Genomic DNA, 16,089 nt, shown 5'->3' with positions numbered 1-16,089 from the left:
GCGAGGTTCCCTGCCTCAGCAAAGGACAGCACGGCCGCGATCATCGATTACACGACACCGACCGCGATTGCACAACCGATCGACGTTGAATGCGTACGGGACTCGGTCCGCATTCGAGTAGGGCAGTACGGTGTTGCATCTCAACAAAGCCCACGGCGCTCATGCTCTGCCGATCACCCGTATCGGTGGCACGGGGTCTTACGAAGCCTCGCCAGGACCCGCGCTCCGAGCCCGAGGGCTCACGGCGGGGGAATGCGGAATGAGACCGACTGCACCAGACCCCGGGATGTCGATCCCGCCGCCGCGAGTGAGCATGACCGTGCGTTGAAACCGGTCGTGCGGCATCCATAGGACATGTCAACGTCACAGGCGCCCAGCGCGATATCTTGCCGCCGTGAGTGAAAGGGGGTCGGTTCGGCCCCGGTGCTGGACACGACCCGAGCATCGACGCGCGCACGCGGATATGCGCGGACGAATCGACGTCCCGACTCGCCGTCGATATCGGAAATCCTGGTGGAACCGCGATTTAGGTTGTCGGGACGGCGAATTCGAGACCGGGTGCGGAGGTCAGATCTGCGAAGTAGCTGTTCGGCCGCCAGATGAGGGTGTCATATCCCTGGGGCACGCCGATCACGGTGGACAAGTCGTACTTCGAGTTCGGCATGAACTCTTGGCTCTCGTAGTCGCCGCAGTCCCCGCTCCTGCTTCCGTTGAGGTTCGACTGAACCGATCCTTGCGAGTCGACGGCCGACCAGGTGATAGAGGACAACAAGGCTCCGTTTATCACCACCGGATTCGGACCGGTGGCGACGGTGTAGTGCACCACCACAGTCCGATCCTTGTTCGTCGGATCAGAACCGTAGACTTCGCAGCCCTTGGGATTCACGTCGATACCGGTGATGCTGACCGCCAGATCACACATCTCCCCGGAACAACCCCGGGTCATCGTGTCACCGAACGTGCCGACGATGTTCCCGCGAGGAGTCGCAGTCCCTGGTTCGGCCGTCGCCCGAGGCACGGATGCGACAGCAGCCGGTAATTCCACCGCTCTCTCTGTCGATGACGCACGCGCGGATGTAGATACCGCAGCCCCAGCAGCCCCTGGCTCCGCCGCCGCGGTCACCGCGCCGGCCTCCGTATCCTGCCGAGCCAGCGCGATCGCGCCGGCGACACCCCCGAGAAGAACGACACCGGCCACCGCAGCCGACAACCACAACTTCGTGCGCGCGGTGCCGGGCACGGCCGCTGACGCCGTCGAGGGCGCCGCAGCGGCATCGGTCACCGATTCGGGAGCTGCGCCCGTACGAGATAGGGTGAACAGGGCTCCCTGCGCTACCACGGTTTTCGGGTCATCGAGTGTGGCAACGGGACCGAGTTCGGACAGGCGGCGGTGCACCAGCGGAATCCGGGAGGATCCTCCGGTCAGGTAGAGCGCGTCGAGCGCGCCGGCATCGACGCCGGCGTCCGCCAGGGTGTGTCGGGTCAGTTCCAGAGCTCGGTCGATCTGCGGGCCGATGATCTGCTCGAACTCCTCCCGTGTCAGCGAGAGTGCGGTGCTGTAACCGTTGCCGGTCACTCGGATCGTGGCGTTCGGTTGATCGGACAGCAGTTCTTTGGCCCGCCGGATCTGACCGTCGAGCGCGTGGATGTCCTGGGGCGGCGCGGATCGCCGCAGCCATTCCAGCAGTTGCGGATCACGGTCGGTCAGCTGCTCGTCGACCCACCGCCGGACCAACGCATCGAAGTTCTTGCCCCCGAGCGCGTTGTCACCGCGCGCAGCGACAACCTCGAATGTGCGAGTATCGGTGGCCTTGAGGACTGCCACATCCAGGGTGCCGGCGCCGAAGTCGAACACCGCGATGGTGGCGCCGGCGGGCAGCGGTGTGGTCCGGGTGTAGTAGTGCACCGCCGCACGCGGTTCGGAGATGGTGGTGATCGTGTCCGGCTCGATGCCGACCAGGGCTGCGGCGTCGGTGAGAATCCCGACCTGCTCCAATGACCACGCTTCGGGGTGGGTGAGCACCACCCGGCTCGGCGGCTCGTTGTTATGTACCGACAGGGCGCGTTCGTAAACCAGGCGCAGGATCGCGGCGACCAGGGCCGAAGGTGGGATCTCGTACCCGTTGACCGGCACCATTCCGAAGCCGAGCATGCGTTTCGGTGCGGGCAGCAGGGCCTGCGGGTGCTCTTCGGCCTTGTTCAGTGCGGCGTCGCCGGCGAACACGGTCTCGGGGGATTCGACGTACACCGCCGAGGGCATCAGGTTGCTCTGGTGGCTCAGGGGCAGGACTTGCACGCCGTTTCCGGACGGGCTGGTGTGTGCGGCAGCGGTGTTGGAAGTGCCGAAATCGATGCCGAGAATCCAGTCCTGTGCCACCAGCCTGCCCTTTCCGCCCTGACCGAGAACCGGAATGCCCGGTTATCGGAGATGTCGCATGTGTTTCGCTCCACGGATCCAAACGGTTACTGATGTGAGGGACGGTCTAGCGGACCTGCCACCTGTGCATGTCAGACCCGTGTGCGGCATCAGATCGGACGGTTGGGTGCAACGGAACGACGATGCGAATCTCGGCCACGGTAGGTGCCCCCCTCGATCGCCCGGCGCAGCTGCCCGGCGGCTTCGGCCGCGTCGGGTCCCGGGGTGCGCAGCACATCGTGCACCGCGATCACCGGATCGACCAAGATCACCGGCGCGTCGGAGACCGCCCGGGCGGTGCGCCACAGCGTCGGATCCGCGGGCACGATTACCTCGAGGGTGTGCGCGCCGGCGGTCGCCGGGCTGAACCCGGCCGCGGTGAAGTCGCAGAACTCCGGGACGTAGAGCACCGCCGTGGTCGGCAGCCGCCACGGCGCATACACATCGGCGGCCACGTCCCCGCTCTGCAACACCGCAACGCCGCGCTCCGCGCAGAATCGGGCGGCGTCCGTGGCCTGCCGGATCACCGGGTCGAGCCCGTACCAATAGGTCGAGGCGCCGCCCGGACCTGCTCGGCGAGCATCTGGCCGAGTATCCCGGCCCGGGCGGGGATCGGCGATCCACCCGTCCGGTGTCCGGCGCACGTGCCGGCTCTGCCGCACCGCCAGGGACACCGCCTGCTGGGTGACCTCGAGCGCCGCCGCCAGCTCCCTCTGGGTCACCGGCTGCTCGGCCAGCAGCAGCCTTTCGGCCGCCCACCGGATCCACGGTTTGCGGCCGCGGCCGGCACGTGCGGTCGAGACCGGTGCCGGCGCCGGTGGGTCGTAGCGGGTACCCAGGGCGATGAGCAGTTCTTCGCCGGGTGCGATCACATCGACCGCGCCGTCGTGGGCGAGGTCGAGCAGGTACGCGGTGGTGCGGGGGGCCACCACCAGCAGTCGGGACTCGGGATGCCTGCGCCGCAGTGCCGCGAGGAGGTACGGGGTGGGGAGGACGCTGCTGCACCGTCACCTGCGCGGCCACCCGCCGACCGTCGGGCAGAACCAGATCCAGGCTGTCCAGCGAGCCGGAGACGATGCGCGCATCGGTGCGCCGCAGCAGATGCAGGGCATCGGAGAGAACATGTGATGCCGCGTCCATCCGCCGCCCATTTTTCGTCGTCTACCAGCAGATACAAGCATATGCATCAGTTCGTGTTTTAGCTTGTTTCCCTGTTGGTGTCTCCGATGCGGGGGCGAGTGCCGTGCCGGCTCGGCCGCGCCCGCGCCGGTGCACGGGCGCCGACACGCTGTTCCGGCACAGGCCACCTGCGGTGTCCGCCGGCATGCGCGTGACTCGGGCGTCGGGCTCCGGGCGACTGTCGGTGACGTAACAGTTCCCATCGAGGTATCGACGTATCTGACATGTCAATCGCGCTGCGCCTCATGGGGATCGTTTGCCTGTGCGCCGCACTTGCCAACTGTGGATCCAGTGAGACTTCCGAGTCACCGCAACCGGATTCCTCGGTGGTCGGGGAGACAACGACCGTAGAACCCACACTGCAGCCTCCTCCACCGGCGCCGGCCCCACCTACACCAATTGTGGAACCGGCCGAAGAGACAGAGACAGTTGCCGAAGAGCCTTACATCGTCGATTGCCAGATGGGACTTGGCCCGATCGAAACATACTGGTCCGACGGCACGGTCACCGGATACTCCGATTACTGCCAGTCCGTCCACGATGAGGTTCTCCAAGGCGAAGTGGACGCCAACACACCAACCTGCGATGGAACCGTCTGTCGATACCCCTCCGGTGCGACAATGCCCGACCCGAACGCTGTACCAGACGATCGGTGCACCAACCAGATCAACTACGCGGGTGACCCCCGCTCCAACGCGGAGATCAACTCGATCGGCGCGCAGACCGGCCAATGCCCTGAACCGATTTCGTGACGCTCGAGGTGGCACCCCACCATCCGGTGGCCGGGCGCACCTTGGTCCGTCAGAACCTGCTGCTCCGTTCCATCTAGGAAAGTGCAGCGTCATCGACGGCTTCCGGCGGGTGTGCCGGTCGACGAACCCGTCATTCGATCGGGGAGACGGTGTCCTCGACCAGTCCCTCGGCCTCGAACGATGCCGAGTCCTCCCCGGGGTAGCAGGTCGTGGCGGTCAGTTGCACGCGCTGCGGGGGTGGGGCCACTGATCAGCGGCATCGAACCTGATGGTGAGCTGCCTGCTGCGATTCTGCGGTGGCTCGAGGAGCGGGGCTGGGCCACCGGCACGAATCTGGTGTGCGGCCACCACACCTGACAGATCGTATTTGTCGGTGAGTTCGGGGGGCGAGCGAGCCGGGGGAGGGGTTATTCCTCGTCCGTGGGTGCGGGCGCGGTGTCGGGTTCGAGCTCGTTCCAGGTGGCGTCGACCGCGGTGGCGAGTTCGCTGTCGGTGGGGACCAGTTCGCGGATCGGGTCGGGCAGGGTGTCGTAGGTGTAGTTCGCTACCGCCAGGGGAGCGGTGGTGCCGGCGAGGGAGTAGCGCACGACGTTGTCGTTGCGGCCGGCGCAGAGCAGGATCCCGATGGTCGGGGAGTGTCGGTCACGAACACGGAGGTTTTCGTCGACCCAGGACACGTAGAAACCGAGCTTGCCGGCGTATTCGGGTTCGAATCGGCCGATCTTGAGTTCGACGACGACGAATCGTGACTGGAGCCAGTTGAAGAACAGCAGGTCGATGTAGAAATCGTCGCCGTCGACGGTGAAGTGGTACTGGCGGCCGACGAACGCGAAGCCGTGTCCGAGTTCGAGCAGGAACGTCTCGAGCCGTGCCATGAGAGCGGTTTCGAGGTCGCGTTCGGCGACCCGGTCGGTGAGATCGAGGAAGTCGAAGATGTACGGGTCGCGGACGAGTTGCCGTGCCAGGTCCGAGTCCTGAGCAGGTAGGTGGTCGGGGAAGTTCGACGGGGCTGCGCCGATCCTACGGTGCAGTTGTCCTTCGATCCGGTGGGCGAGGACGTTGCGGGACCAGCCGTGGTCGGCGGCTTGGGCGGCGTACCAGTTGCGTTCGGCGGCGTCGGTCAGCTTGTCGAGCAGCACCGTGACATGACCCCACGGAAGTTGTGCAACGGGCTGTTGCACGATTTCCTGAGGCCAGGCCTCGGCGAAGGACCGCATGTAGAAGAGGTTGCGGCGCGAGAAGCCGCGCATGTGCGGGAACTCGGCCCGCAGATCGTGGGCGAGTTGGTCGATGACTTTCGCGCCCCAGCCGTGTGCCTGTTGCCGTTGCAGGATTGCGTGTCCGATATCCCAGTACAGCAACAGCAGCTCTGTGTTGACCACCCGTGTTGCCTGGATCCGGGCGCGCTGGACCTGGTGTTTGAGCTGGTCGAGGAACTGAGGGTAGTCGTCTGGCAGTGCAGTGGTCGGCTCGGTCACCGCACCATCGTGCACCGGGTGCCTGGCCCCGGGGAGGGGACCGTCCGGCACGGCAGTACTGCAGCAGGGTGTTCCGCTCCGGGACCTCTGTCGACGCGAAGTCGGCGATGACGTCGGAAACAGGCCCGTCGGGGTAATCTCCCCTCGGGATTCACCCCGCCACGGCGGGGGGAGTTGGCGGTCCGACGAAGGTCCTTCGTCCCCTGGCGGGCGGAGGACCTTTCCACGGGCAGACCGGAGTTGTTCGGTGTCCCGCGTGACCGACGAGAGAGTAGTGGCCATGAACCGACACGCCCGTTTCCGCTGTACCCCGGCTCGGGGACGCCGCCGTGCACGCTCCGCGATCGCCGCTCTCCTGCTGTTGTTCACCTCGATCCTCACCATGACCGGTCCGGCCTCCGCCCAGCCGGCGCCGGGCACGCTCTACGTCGCCGAGACCGGCGCCGGGCAGGTGCTCCCGCTCCCCGCCTCCGGTGCAACCCCCACCCCGGTGGCGACCGGCCTGAACCATCCGGCCGATATCGCGGTGTCCGGCGAGACCCTCTACCTCACCGAAATCGAAACCGGGCGCGTCCTGTCCGTCCCGGTCACCGGTGGCACGCCCACGCCGATTGCGACCGGCCTGGACCGCCCGTACGGGATCGCGGTGTCCGGCAGCACGATCTACGTCGCCGAGGCCGAGACCGGACGGGTGGTGTCGGTGCCGACCACCGGGGGCGTCCCCACCACCCTGGCGACCGGGCTGAACAACCCCGGCGAGATCGTCGTCTCCGGCACCACCCTCTACATCACCGAACTCCTGGGTGGTCGGGTGGTGTCGGTGCCCACCACCGGTGGCATCCCCACCGCCGTGACCACCGGCCTGAACACTCCCCTCGGGGTGGCGATCTCCGGCAACACGCTCTACGTCACCGAGGCCACCAATCCCGGACGGGTGGTCTCGGTGCCGACCACCGGCGGCGCTGCCACTGTCCTGGCCACCGGCCTGACCTACCCGTACGGGCTGACGCTTTCCGGCAACACGCTCTACATCACCGAGAACAGCCCTGGTGCGGTGGTCTCGGTGCCGACCACAGGCGGTACTCCCACCCCGGTGGTCACCGGCCTCAACCGCCCGTACGGCATCGCCGTGCAGTCCCCCGTCAACCACCCGGAGGCTGGGCAGTGCTGGGGCTCGGTGTGTCTGCCCCCGTTCGGTTCCTGACCCACGCTGTGCTCCACGGCATCGACCTCGACCGCTTCGAAGGCAGTTCACCATCGGGGCGGTCGATGACGCATTCGAGGACGCCGAGACTGTTGATTGCGGGCACCGAGGCCGATTGGGTTAGCCCACGTTGGCGGTGACCGTGTTTCGTACGCGTCGTGCAGCCTCTTGTCGACGGCCGAGCCCACCGCCGTCAGGCCCTTCCCCTTACTGCCCGCCGACTCGGTGGCCGGCCTCAGCAGAACAAGGTGCTCTGAGTAGACCCGATCGGCGTCGGCGGCGGATCTGCCAACCTAGGGTGCATGAGTTCTTCCAGCCTGGGGCGCCTGCAGATCGTTCCGCCGCGTGAAATCTGGCCGCACGAGGCACTCGACTTCACCCCCTGGCTGCTGCAGAACGTGGACGTGCTGAGTGATCTGCTGGGGATGGACCTGGTACTCGAGGTCGCGGAACATCCGGTGGGCGATTTCAGCCTGGATCTGAAGGGGTACGACGAGGCCACGGGTGAGATCGTGATCGTCGAAAACCAGCTGGCACCGTCGGATCACACCCACCTGGGTCAGATCATCACCTACGCGGCGGGGACCGACCCCACCACGATTGTGTGGGTGACCACCGGGTTCCGATCCGAACATCGTGCGGCCATCGATTGGCTCAATCAGCGCACGGACGAGAACACGCGCGTGTTCGGTGTCGTGATCCAGGTCGTGAAGATCGGTCAATCCCAGCCGGCACCGAACTTCGAGCTGGTGGCGCAACCGAACGACTGGGAAAAGCGGGTCAAGAAGGCATCGGCTTCGGGGACGTCGGCGACGAGCCGTCGTTACCGCCAGTTCTGGGAGGCCGCCCTGGAACAGATCCGGCTCCGCCACCCCGACTGGACTCGGGCGCGGACCACCGACGCCTCGTGGTGCAATACCTCGGTCGGTCTCGGTGGCATGGTGCTGTCGATGGCGTGGGTGAACGGCTCGTTGGTGGCGCAGTTCTACTTCGACTCCCGCGATGCCGACCTGAACCAGGCGCGCTTCGACATGCTTCACAACCATCGTGGTGATTTCGAGGCTGTGCTCGGTCGAGCGGTGATGTGGGACCGCATGGAGGGACGGAAGGGTGCCCGGATCGTGGTGACCTCGCCGTTCGACGACATCGACGACGTGGACCGGTGGCCTGACATGATCGACTGGCTCATCGAGCAGCAACTTCGACTCCGCGGAGCGCTCGCCGAGGTCGGCGGCGTCACCGCCCTGCGCGACATCGCGCTGCGCTGAGCGGGGGCGTGGTGATCGGCTCGGTGGTAACGCGCGGTGGGGGAGTTGCGGTGTAGTGGCAGTGAAGACTGTGGTGGGTACGGCCCTGTTCGTGACGGCGATCGTGGTGTCGGCGTGTGGCAGCCCGGAGACAACGACGCCGACCATGGTCACGTCCCCGGCGTCGTCATCGACCACCGCCACCTCGACCGCGGTGACGACGACGCCGTCGAATCCCGTGGTCACATCTTCGCCGGTACCGACAAGCAGCACGCCAGTGGTGCCCGTGACGTTCGAATGCGGTGATCTGTCGATCTACCAGTCCGGGACGGCTCTGTACTCCGACGGCAGCACGGGATACGAACCGTCCTGCGACACCTACGTCCCTGCGGTCACAACCGAACCGCCGGCCAAGATTCTGCGGTACTGCGATTACCCGGGGACCGCCGTCTACACCGACGGGTCGTACTCCACGACCGACCCGGCCTGCGCCGCGATGCGTGCCGAGAACACGAACCCGAATCCCGGAGGGGGTTACCCCTACGATCCGGAGGAAGACCGCAACGGTGACGGCGTGGTGAACGGATACGAGCGCTGCGGCGTCCGCTGCGGCGATGCCCCCACCAGCGGCGACATCCAAACTCAGCACGGTTGCGAGCAGGGGTATATCACCGGCGCGGTCTGCGAACCTTACACCGGCTGACAACGCCGCAGAATGCCGTGGTCCGGTACTCACTACGTGCAATGCATGCACGCATCGCACGCCGGTGCTCATCCGGACCTGCCAGACCGATCAGGCCGCCGCGGTGTGGTCGCGGTGTCCGCTTCCGGGTCGGCACCCTGCCCTGGGAGTACGTAGTGGCATGGGCCGCCTCCGATTCCCTGACGGCGGCCCACACGACGCGAAATATGTTGGGGGAGAACGATCAGCAACCCCAGGTTGACGTAATCTCGGTTATCGGCGACCTATTCATGCGGGTTGACGACGACTCGTCGAGCTGGATTCTGCGCCTCGCTACGGCCACCCTGTAAGACTGCGACATCAACCAGTGGGTGAGTGCTTCTCGAGCAGTCTCATCCTTATATGCTCGAAGGTTGGGGAGGTAGGGTTCGCGGGTTGCGGTGTAGCCCGCGACGACGGGCCCGCTAATGGCGCCAGTCCCGTGCGGGCGAGGGCGAATCAGCTGGGGCCTGCGTGAAATTCCCTGGACTGTGAACTGCTGATCGAAGCCTGCGGAGCCGGGATATCCCGCCCGAACTCGTCGAAATAACTAGGCACCTTCCAGAATTAATCACGAGTTACCTGGATAACTTCTTTTTTGTTAGGTAACCGATGGGGCTGATCTTTGCGCTCGGGTCATTATTCCAAACCTGGGATGCCATTCAGCTATAACAACAATCGTGCGAATAGAGAACGTAAACCTCAGGATTGGATTGTCAACTTGATTGTCATCTTCAATCACACTAACTTCCATGTCATTAGGTAGGGTTAACCCTCGTTCTATCAAGGGTCTTGTTCCATTTATGCGGACGTCATTTGCAATTTCCGGGGAGTCCACAAAGTCGCAGACAAACTTCTGGAGATCCTCGTTGCGACCAAGTGTGAGTAAAGTTTGATGAACTGCAAACTTCACGCTATCGGGTGAAGCCTGCTCCAGTGCAGTCTCGTGCGCCCGCAGTGAACGCTCGAAACGTTGCCGTTGGATGTCTGTCACTGGCATTTTATAGTCCTTTCCCTTGCTGAGTCCACGGCAATGGCTTAAAGGCAGTGCTCAGAAGATCCTTCGGATCCCATATATAGATCCTCGTACGACGAATAGCGGTAAGTGCGTTGATCCTGCCGTACCCCATGAACGTACTCCACCGCCCATTTTTGCGCTGGATCGGATACCCCACACCGCCGACCTTGTCGGCGGATCTTTCGATTAGATTTCTTACTTCATCCGGCGTCAAAGAGGATTCGACACTAAGTATGAGCGCAGCGAGACCAGAAACGTGGGGAGCGGCCGCCGAGGTTCCGTCCATCCTGGTGAAATAATCTCGCGTGTCACCTAGATCTCCATTCCCCTGAACATCTGTCGTCCCAATTGGAATCCCCGGAGCCATTACCGAGAGTTCGTCCCCCCAGTTCGATCCCCATGAGCCTGGTATGGAAACTCGGGTGTCGTTATTTTGCGTCGCCCCTACTGCTATGACGTAAGGATGATTCGCGGGGAAAGATATAGTTCCCTGGTTACCATTTCCGGACGCCGCGCACATGACTACATTGCGATTGTAAGCGTATTCAATGGCATGTTCGATTACGCTCGACCGGGGATATCCGCCAAAGCTCATATTGATAACCCGAGCGCCTGTGTCAGTAGCGTAAACTATTCCACGCGCTATTTCAGATATGGAGTTGTCCACCAGAGCAATCGGCATGATAGGGCAATCTCCCGCCATCCCAGAGACGCCCTTGAAATTACTGTTTCCGGCTGCGGCGATACCAGCTACTCGGGTACCGTGGGCAAACGAGAAATTAGGGACGTCGCTCGCTGCTCCGTATGTCTGAAGTGGTCCTGTCATCCCAACAGTCCACCCGTTGAAGCAGTGCAGATCAGGATGGGTCAAATCACATCCAGTATCTAGAATTGCGATTGGTACGTTGTGGGTTCCGCGAGTGTAATCCCAGGCTGTCGTGCCGGGACCGCCAGCTCGGACCGTGACCATATTCCATTGTCCTGCATATCGCGGGGGCACCGGCTGATAGAAAGTGTCTGGAGGCTCATACGCGAAGGGAGAGATTAGTGGGATCTCGTCGAATTGAGCTTGGCCTCGATCTTGCCTCGCGGCATCCAGGATGCGTGATCGTATTTGATATGCGGAGTTTTCTTGCGGTGAATTGACGCGACACAAATTATACCCAGCTAGGTACCGCGACTGCTCACGATCGATTTCAAGCGACGATGGTAGTGCAACTGATTCCTCAACAAGCAAGACATCAGGTAGGGGGCAGTACAGACCGCGCCGGCCGGGGATTTCTGGGTCATGAAACACCAGTCCGATCGATTCCAAAGATTCGCCAAATCGAGATTCCAGAGAATCGTACAGTTCTTGGTTTATGTGCTCGCGCAGTGAGGTTTGTACCCAAAATCTCCGAGGAGTATGATTGACGAGTTCCGCTCCAGCAGTTCCTTCGCTATAGGTGGGCTCTAGTTCGAGTCCGAGGCTCCTGAGATCCGCGATTATTTGTTCGTGTGCTGGAGGACTGCGAAAACTTAGCAGAAGTCGGGTCCGGTCGAGGTGCGAGATTGAACTGGAATCGCGTCGCATTCGAGTAGGTTGGTCATCGATCCTCATTTGCTTCTTCCTTATTGCCGAAGGGTGGCGCTTCTCATGAACTCGCGGACGAATACTAGATCAGTAGATTGTTGGGCTAAGGTGAAGCGCAGAGTCAATTCGATGACAAACTAAATTGTGCGTTCTCATGACGCGCTAATGCAAAGTGGCGCGCCCAAATGTTTCCCGTCTGACTCGCCTGGCAATCAATAAGAAGCTTGATTCAGCATGTTGGTGTGCGGCGTCACTCGATCTATATGGTCCACCTCCTCCACTATAAGGTCAAGACTGGTCGGTTCAGTTCTTCCGGAATGGTTGTCTGAACTGAGGCGGCAGATGTTGGAGGCATGGTGATTTGTCTGATTTGGCTGCGGCGGGCATTCACAACTTAGAGAGTCTCAGTAACAGGTAGGCGGATCGAGTCGAGGTGTATGAAGTATCGAGATCTCGGCGTCTGACTGGCTATGCAGCCGCGCACCTTAATGCAAATCTGGACAGGCGCTCGACTACAGACAATCTGCTTCTCTCTCGGCCTGGAAGCCGTGGACTACCGCCCGGTTGGTGAAGCGACAGAGGTCGAGACGTCATGAGGGTTCGCTCGATTGTCCCGAAAACGATCGTTTTCGGAACATGTACGCGAAGGGGCGGCCGCGATAGCGCCTGTGATCTTCAGCTGTAAGTGGCGTGGTTCTGACAGCTGAAAGTGGCAGGTATCCGTCGCCTCCGGCCTACCTCCATCTCGTCGAGGAGCGGCGAGGTTTGTGGGTCACGCGCGACTGCTACTGCTGCGGATCGACGGCAGGGGCGGTGCCCCACCTGTTCTTGTTGAGGGCGCGGGGGACGTTGAGGGTGCGGGTAGCCGGTGTAGGGCATGGGTGTGTCTGCTCCTGATGTTCGGTGGGCGTTCTTACTGGGCCGCGTCGTCCTTGGGGGTGGGTGCGAGGCCGGCGAGGGGTCCGTAGAAGTGGGAGGCAGTGCTGCCGCCGTCGATGAGGATGTCGCTGCCGGTGATGAATGCGCCGCGCTCGGTCATCAGTAGTTCTCCGACGGTGCTGATCTCGTCGGGGGTGCCAGCGCGGCCTGCGGGGGCGAGTTCGATCATTCGCCGGTACCCGGCGCCGTTCGCGCCGTTCAGCTCGTCGCGGGCGAGCGGGGTGATGACGATGCCGGGGCTGATTGCGTTGACCCGTGCCCCACGTTCGCCCCAGCGTACTGCCTCGGCCTGGACGCGGAGGACGTTGGCGCGCTTGGACAACTGGTAGGCGTGCAGGCCGTCGCTGAGGTGACCGGTCTGCAGCATCGGCAGGTCCAGCAGCTCGTCGACCGGTGTCGTTGCCAGCGCCATGTCTTCGTCGGGTGTGAGGGCCGGGAGCCGGTGACCGGACTGGGAGGAGATGACCACGCCAGATCCGCCCGCGGCGATCACCTGACCGAATTCCTCGAGCACGAGGGCGGTGCCGTATAGGTCAACGTGCAGGATCTGCTCGATCGAAGTCTGACTGGCCGACACGCCCGCGGCGTGGATCACACCGGTGACCTCCCCGATCGCGGTCGCGGCGCCAGCAAGGGCATGCACCGAGTCACGGGAGGAGACGTCTACGACGGCGGTGCTGACCTCGAACCCGGCGTCGCCGAGCACCTTCGCGGCAGCCTCGGCGTTCTCCGGCCTCACGTCGGCCAGCAGGGCGTGCTTGCCGGCACTGACGCGGCGGGCGATCGCCTGCCCGATTAGGCCTGTTCCGATGACCACGATGACGTCGCTCATTTTCATACCTCCATCTCGTTCCATTGCTTCGACGCTTCCGAGGCGTGGCGGTGTCCGTTTCTCTACTTTCGTCCGATGCGGTCCCTGCGAGTGAGAACCGCACCCGTGCCCACTGCTTCGCTTACGGCGTGAGCATCACCTTGAGAGCCTCGCGGGCGTCCATCGCCGAATACCCTTTTGCCACGTCCTCCAATGGGATGGTGCGGTCGAACACCCGGCCGGGATCTATCTCGCCGCTGGGCACCTGGTTGACCGCATGCTCCATGTCTGCGCGTACCGGGGCTGGGCCGCCGGCGAGGCGAACGTTCTTCCCGAACAACGACCCGAATCCGATCGGCGCGTCCTCGTACTGCGGGACGCCGGTGCGGGAGATGCCCCCCCCGGGCCGGACGATGCCGTAGGCCTAGCTCGTAGCCGGGCATATCCCGACCGCTTCGAGGATGACGTGGGAGCCCCCGCCCCGGGTGAGGTCCACGACCTTCGCGATGCCCTCGGCGCCGCGCTCGGCGATCACGTCGGTCGCGCCCCACTCGATACCGAGGTCAGTGCAAGTCTTGTGTCGGCTTATGGGGACGATCTGCTCCGTGCCGGGCTGTCGCGAGGCGAGGGCGGCTGATAGCCCGACCGCGCCGTCTCCGATCTCAGTGACCGTTGCGCCCGGGGTGACCTGGCCGACATGGGCGGCGTGGTGGTGCGTCAGGTACACCTCGGACAGGGTCAGCAGCGACGCCAGCAGGCTCTCGTCCGCGTTACCGCGGGTGAACGTCCGGCTATTTATTGATGTTTGCAGGGTTTGTCTCGGTTTCTTGCGCTTGAGTGGCTGCCCAGGAGGCGAGTAGTTGCAGCGCGTCGTCGGACGGTGTGTTGGGGACCGCGGTATAGACGTTGAGTTGTAGTCCGGGGTCAGCGGGGAGGACAAGTGCTTCGTAGTCGAGTTCCAGGATCCCGACGACCGGGTGATGGAAGACCTTGGAGCCGCTTCGGTGGTGGCGCACATCGTGTGAGGCCCAGAGACGGCGAAAGTCCTCGCTGCGAGTGGACAGCTCCCCGACCAGCGCGGTCAGGGCTTTGTCGTAGGGGTTCCTCCCTGCTTCAGCCCGCAGGATCGCAACCGCATCGTGCGCCATCCGATCCGCTTTGTCGCCCCAAAACGCTCGTGCTGCAGCAGGATCGAGGAACTGGAACCGCGCGGTGTTGACCGGCTTGCCAGCGACATGTTCCGTCGAGTCGTACAGCGGCGAGTACAGTGCTCGCCCCAATTGGTTCGCGCCGAGCACGTCGAGCCGACCGTTGCGTACGAACGCCGGAGCGCCGTCGAGGGCGTCCAGGATTCGTTGCACGGCGGGCCGGAGTGTGGGCGCGGGAGTGCGACGGGCACGTGACCGCGCCACCCCCGACGCGTTTGCTGCCCGGGCAAGATCGAACAGATGGCTGCGTTCGGCCTCATCGAGCTGCAGCGCCTCGGCGAGCGCCTCGAGTACTTCTTCCGAGACACCACTGAGGTTTCCGCGCTCGAGCCGGGTGTAGTAGTCAACGCTGACCCCGGCGAGCATCGCCACTTCCTCGCGCCGCAGACCCGGCACTCGACGGTTGCCGCCGTAGGCGGGCAGCCCGGCTTTGTCCGGCGTGATCCGCGCCCGCCGGGTGGCTAAGAATTCGCGTGTCTCTGCCTTCACGTCCATGATCTCGACCGTACGACGGGGACACCGGCGGTGGGAGGTACTGGCGTTACCTGGGACAACAGGGACTCCCGTGGCCGACGGTCACCGAGTGTGCTGGATTCCATGACCAGGACCTCCACCACCACGCCACCGACTTCAGTGCTGAGGCGCAACACCTCCGCAACGCCGGCTCGCCCTCGCCCTTCTCACCCGACGGCGATTCTCGCGATCATCCTGGCGGGCTACTTCATGGTGATTCTCGACAACTCCATCGTCATTACCGGGCTACCGCACATCGAGGCTGAACTAGGCCTCTCCGCGGGTGCAGTTGCCTGGGTTCAGAACGCATATTTGCTCACCTTCGGTGGCCTGCTGCTGTTGGGCGCCCGTGCCGGCGACATCCTGGGTCGACGACGCACCTTCGTGCTCGGACTGGTGATCTTCACGCTCGCATCGGTAGTGGTGGGCGCCGCCCCTACCGGCGGTTGGTTGATCGCAGCGCGAGCCGTGCAGGGCATCGGGTCTGCTGTGCTGGCACCGTCGACACTGGCCCTGCTGACGGCCACCTTCCCGAAGGTGCCGAACGTGTCCGCGCCACCGCCGCATACGGCGCCGTTGCGGGAATCGGGGCCAGCGTCGGTCTCGTGGCCGGGGGGTTGCTGGCCGATCTCGTTTCGTGGCGTGCCGGATTCATGATCAATCTGCCGATCGGCGTGATCATGCTCGTGGCGGGACTGAAGCTTCTTCCCGAGACCACACGCACTCCCGGCCGCTTCGACGTCTCCGGCGCGCTGTTGGCAACGCTAGGGCCCGCGTTGCTCGTGTACGGGCTGGTCGCCGCCGAGGAATCCGGGTGGTCGGCGCCGATGACGTTGGGACCATTGGGCGTCGGTGTTGTGTTGCTCGGCCTACTGGCCGCCGTCGAACGTTCGGCCTCCGAACCCGTACTTCCACTGAGCTTGTTCGCCGACCGGGAACGAGTGGGCGCCTACCTGGCCAGGGGGTTGTTCATCGGCGCAAGGTCAAGTCCCGTGAGGTGGTGTACGACGTCGTCGCGTGATTCCTCGTG

Annotated in this window: 13 protein-coding genes and 2 pseudogenes; 8 read left to right on the top strand and 7 right to left on the bottom strand. The window is 63.8% G+C overall.

Going from position 1 to position 16,089, the window contains the following annotated elements; all coding sequences use genetic code 11:
* Positions 1-526 precede the first annotated feature (526 nt).
* On the bottom strand, positions 527-2,377 hold the full coding sequence (locus tag I0Q12_RS24710; RefSeq protein ID WP_197255648.1) for an Hsp70 family protein: 1,851 nt from the start codon (positions 2,375-2,377) through the stop codon (positions 527-529).
* Positions 2,378-2,526: 149 nt separating this feature from the next.
* On the bottom strand, positions 2,527-3,345 hold the full coding sequence (locus I0Q12_RS33810; RefSeq protein ID WP_231611366.1) for a hypothetical protein: 819 nt from the start codon (positions 3,343-3,345) through the stop codon (positions 2,527-2,529).
* Between the two features lie 55 nt (positions 3,346-3,400).
* Between I0Q12_RS33810 and I0Q12_RS24700 the strand changes: the two genes are divergently transcribed.
* Together I0Q12_RS24700 and I0Q12_RS24695 are read left to right on the top strand one after the other, a co-directional pair.
* Entirely contained in the window at positions 3,401-3,544 is a 144-nt protein-coding gene (locus I0Q12_RS24700) for a hypothetical protein (protein WP_197255646.1), read from the top strand.
* Between the two features lie 452 nt (positions 3,545-3,996).
* Positions 3,997-4,347: a hypothetical protein gene (locus I0Q12_RS24695; RefSeq protein WP_231611365.1), complete on the top strand. Its 351-nt coding sequence runs from the start codon at positions 3,997-3,999 to the stop codon at positions 4,345-4,347.
* A 407-nt stretch (positions 4,348-4,754) separates the two neighbouring features.
* Here the strand turns inward: I0Q12_RS24695 and I0Q12_RS24690 are convergent, their stop codons facing one another.
* Positions 4,755-5,825, bottom strand: coding sequence for a PDDEXK nuclease domain-containing protein (locus tag I0Q12_RS24690; protein ID WP_197255643.1), 1,071 nt, complete (start codon positions 5,823-5,825; stop codon positions 4,755-4,757).
* Between the two features lie 280 nt (positions 5,826-6,105).
* Here I0Q12_RS24690 and I0Q12_RS24685 point away from each other — a divergent pair, with 280 nt between their 5' ends.
* The 4 genes from I0Q12_RS24685 to I0Q12_RS24670 all read left to right on the top strand — a co-directional run bounded on the left by I0Q12_RS24685 (position 6,106) and on the right by I0Q12_RS24670 (position 8,979).
* Positions 6,106-7,029 (top strand): hypothetical protein, encoded by a 924-nt coding sequence (locus I0Q12_RS24685; protein ID WP_197255633.1) that lies wholly within the window; start codon positions 6,106-6,108, stop codon positions 7,027-7,029.
* A gap of 302 nt (positions 7,030-7,331) precedes the next feature.
* Complete coding sequence (locus I0Q12_RS24680; protein ID WP_231611364.1) at positions 7,332-8,297, top strand: DUF4268 domain-containing protein; 966 nt, start codon at positions 7,332-7,334, stop codon at positions 8,295-8,297.
* A 114-nt stretch (positions 8,298-8,411) separates the two neighbouring features.
* On the top strand, positions 8,412-8,582 hold the full coding sequence (locus I0Q12_RS24675; RefSeq protein ID WP_197255631.1) for a hypothetical protein: 171 nt from the start codon (positions 8,412-8,414) through the stop codon (positions 8,580-8,582).
* Positions 8,563-8,979, top strand: a complete 417-nt coding sequence (locus I0Q12_RS24670; RefSeq protein WP_307846503.1) for a hypothetical protein — start codon at positions 8,563-8,565, stop codon at positions 8,977-8,979. Before I0Q12_RS24675 ends, I0Q12_RS24670 begins: the two co-directional genes overlap by 20 nt.
* 1,019 nt (positions 8,980-9,998) lie before the next feature.
* Here I0Q12_RS24670 and I0Q12_RS35195 read toward each other — a convergent pair.
* From I0Q12_RS35195 to I0Q12_RS24645, 4 genes and pseudogenes are all read right to left on the bottom strand, one after another.
* Positions 9,999-10,985 (bottom strand): S8 family serine peptidase, encoded by a 987-nt coding sequence (locus tag I0Q12_RS35195; RefSeq protein ID WP_374068778.1) that lies wholly within the window; start codon positions 10,983-10,985, stop codon positions 9,999-10,001.
* A 1,516-nt stretch (positions 10,986-12,501) separates the two neighbouring features.
* Positions 12,502-13,359 carry an SDR family oxidoreductase gene (locus tag I0Q12_RS24660; protein WP_197255625.1) on the bottom strand — a complete coding sequence of 286 codons (858 nt, stop codon included), beginning with the start codon at positions 13,357-13,359 and terminating at the stop codon, positions 12,502-12,504.
* A 121-nt stretch (positions 13,360-13,480) separates the two neighbouring features.
* Positions 13,481-14,110, bottom strand: a pseudogene (locus tag I0Q12_RS33805) (zinc-binding dehydrogenase); the annotation flags it as partial.
* A gap of 19 nt (positions 14,111-14,129) precedes the next feature.
* Positions 14,130-15,041, bottom strand: a complete 912-nt coding sequence (locus tag I0Q12_RS24645) for a helix-turn-helix transcriptional regulator (RefSeq protein ID WP_197255620.1) — start codon at positions 15,039-15,041, stop codon at positions 14,130-14,132.
* Positions 15,042-15,143: 102 nt separating this feature from the next.
* Here I0Q12_RS24645 and I0Q12_RS34975 point away from each other — a divergent pair, with 102 nt between their 5' ends.
* Both I0Q12_RS34975 and I0Q12_RS24640 read left to right on the top strand, forming a co-directional pair.
* Entirely contained in the window at positions 15,144-15,716 is a 573-nt protein-coding gene (locus I0Q12_RS34975) for an MFS transporter (protein WP_307846502.1), read from the top strand.
* Positions 15,644-16,089 (top strand): annotated as a pseudogene (locus I0Q12_RS24640) (hypothetical protein); the annotation flags it as partial. The gene I0Q12_RS34975 and the pseudogene I0Q12_RS24640, both read left to right, overlap by 73 nt.

The sequence above is a fragment of the Rhodococcus sp. CX genome (assembly GCF_015865005.1).
GTDB lineage: Bacteria > Actinomycetota > Actinomycetes > Mycobacteriales > Mycobacteriaceae > Rhodococcus.
Note: the sequence above shows the minus strand (reverse complement) of the source record. Positions and strands in the feature narration are given on the sequence as shown.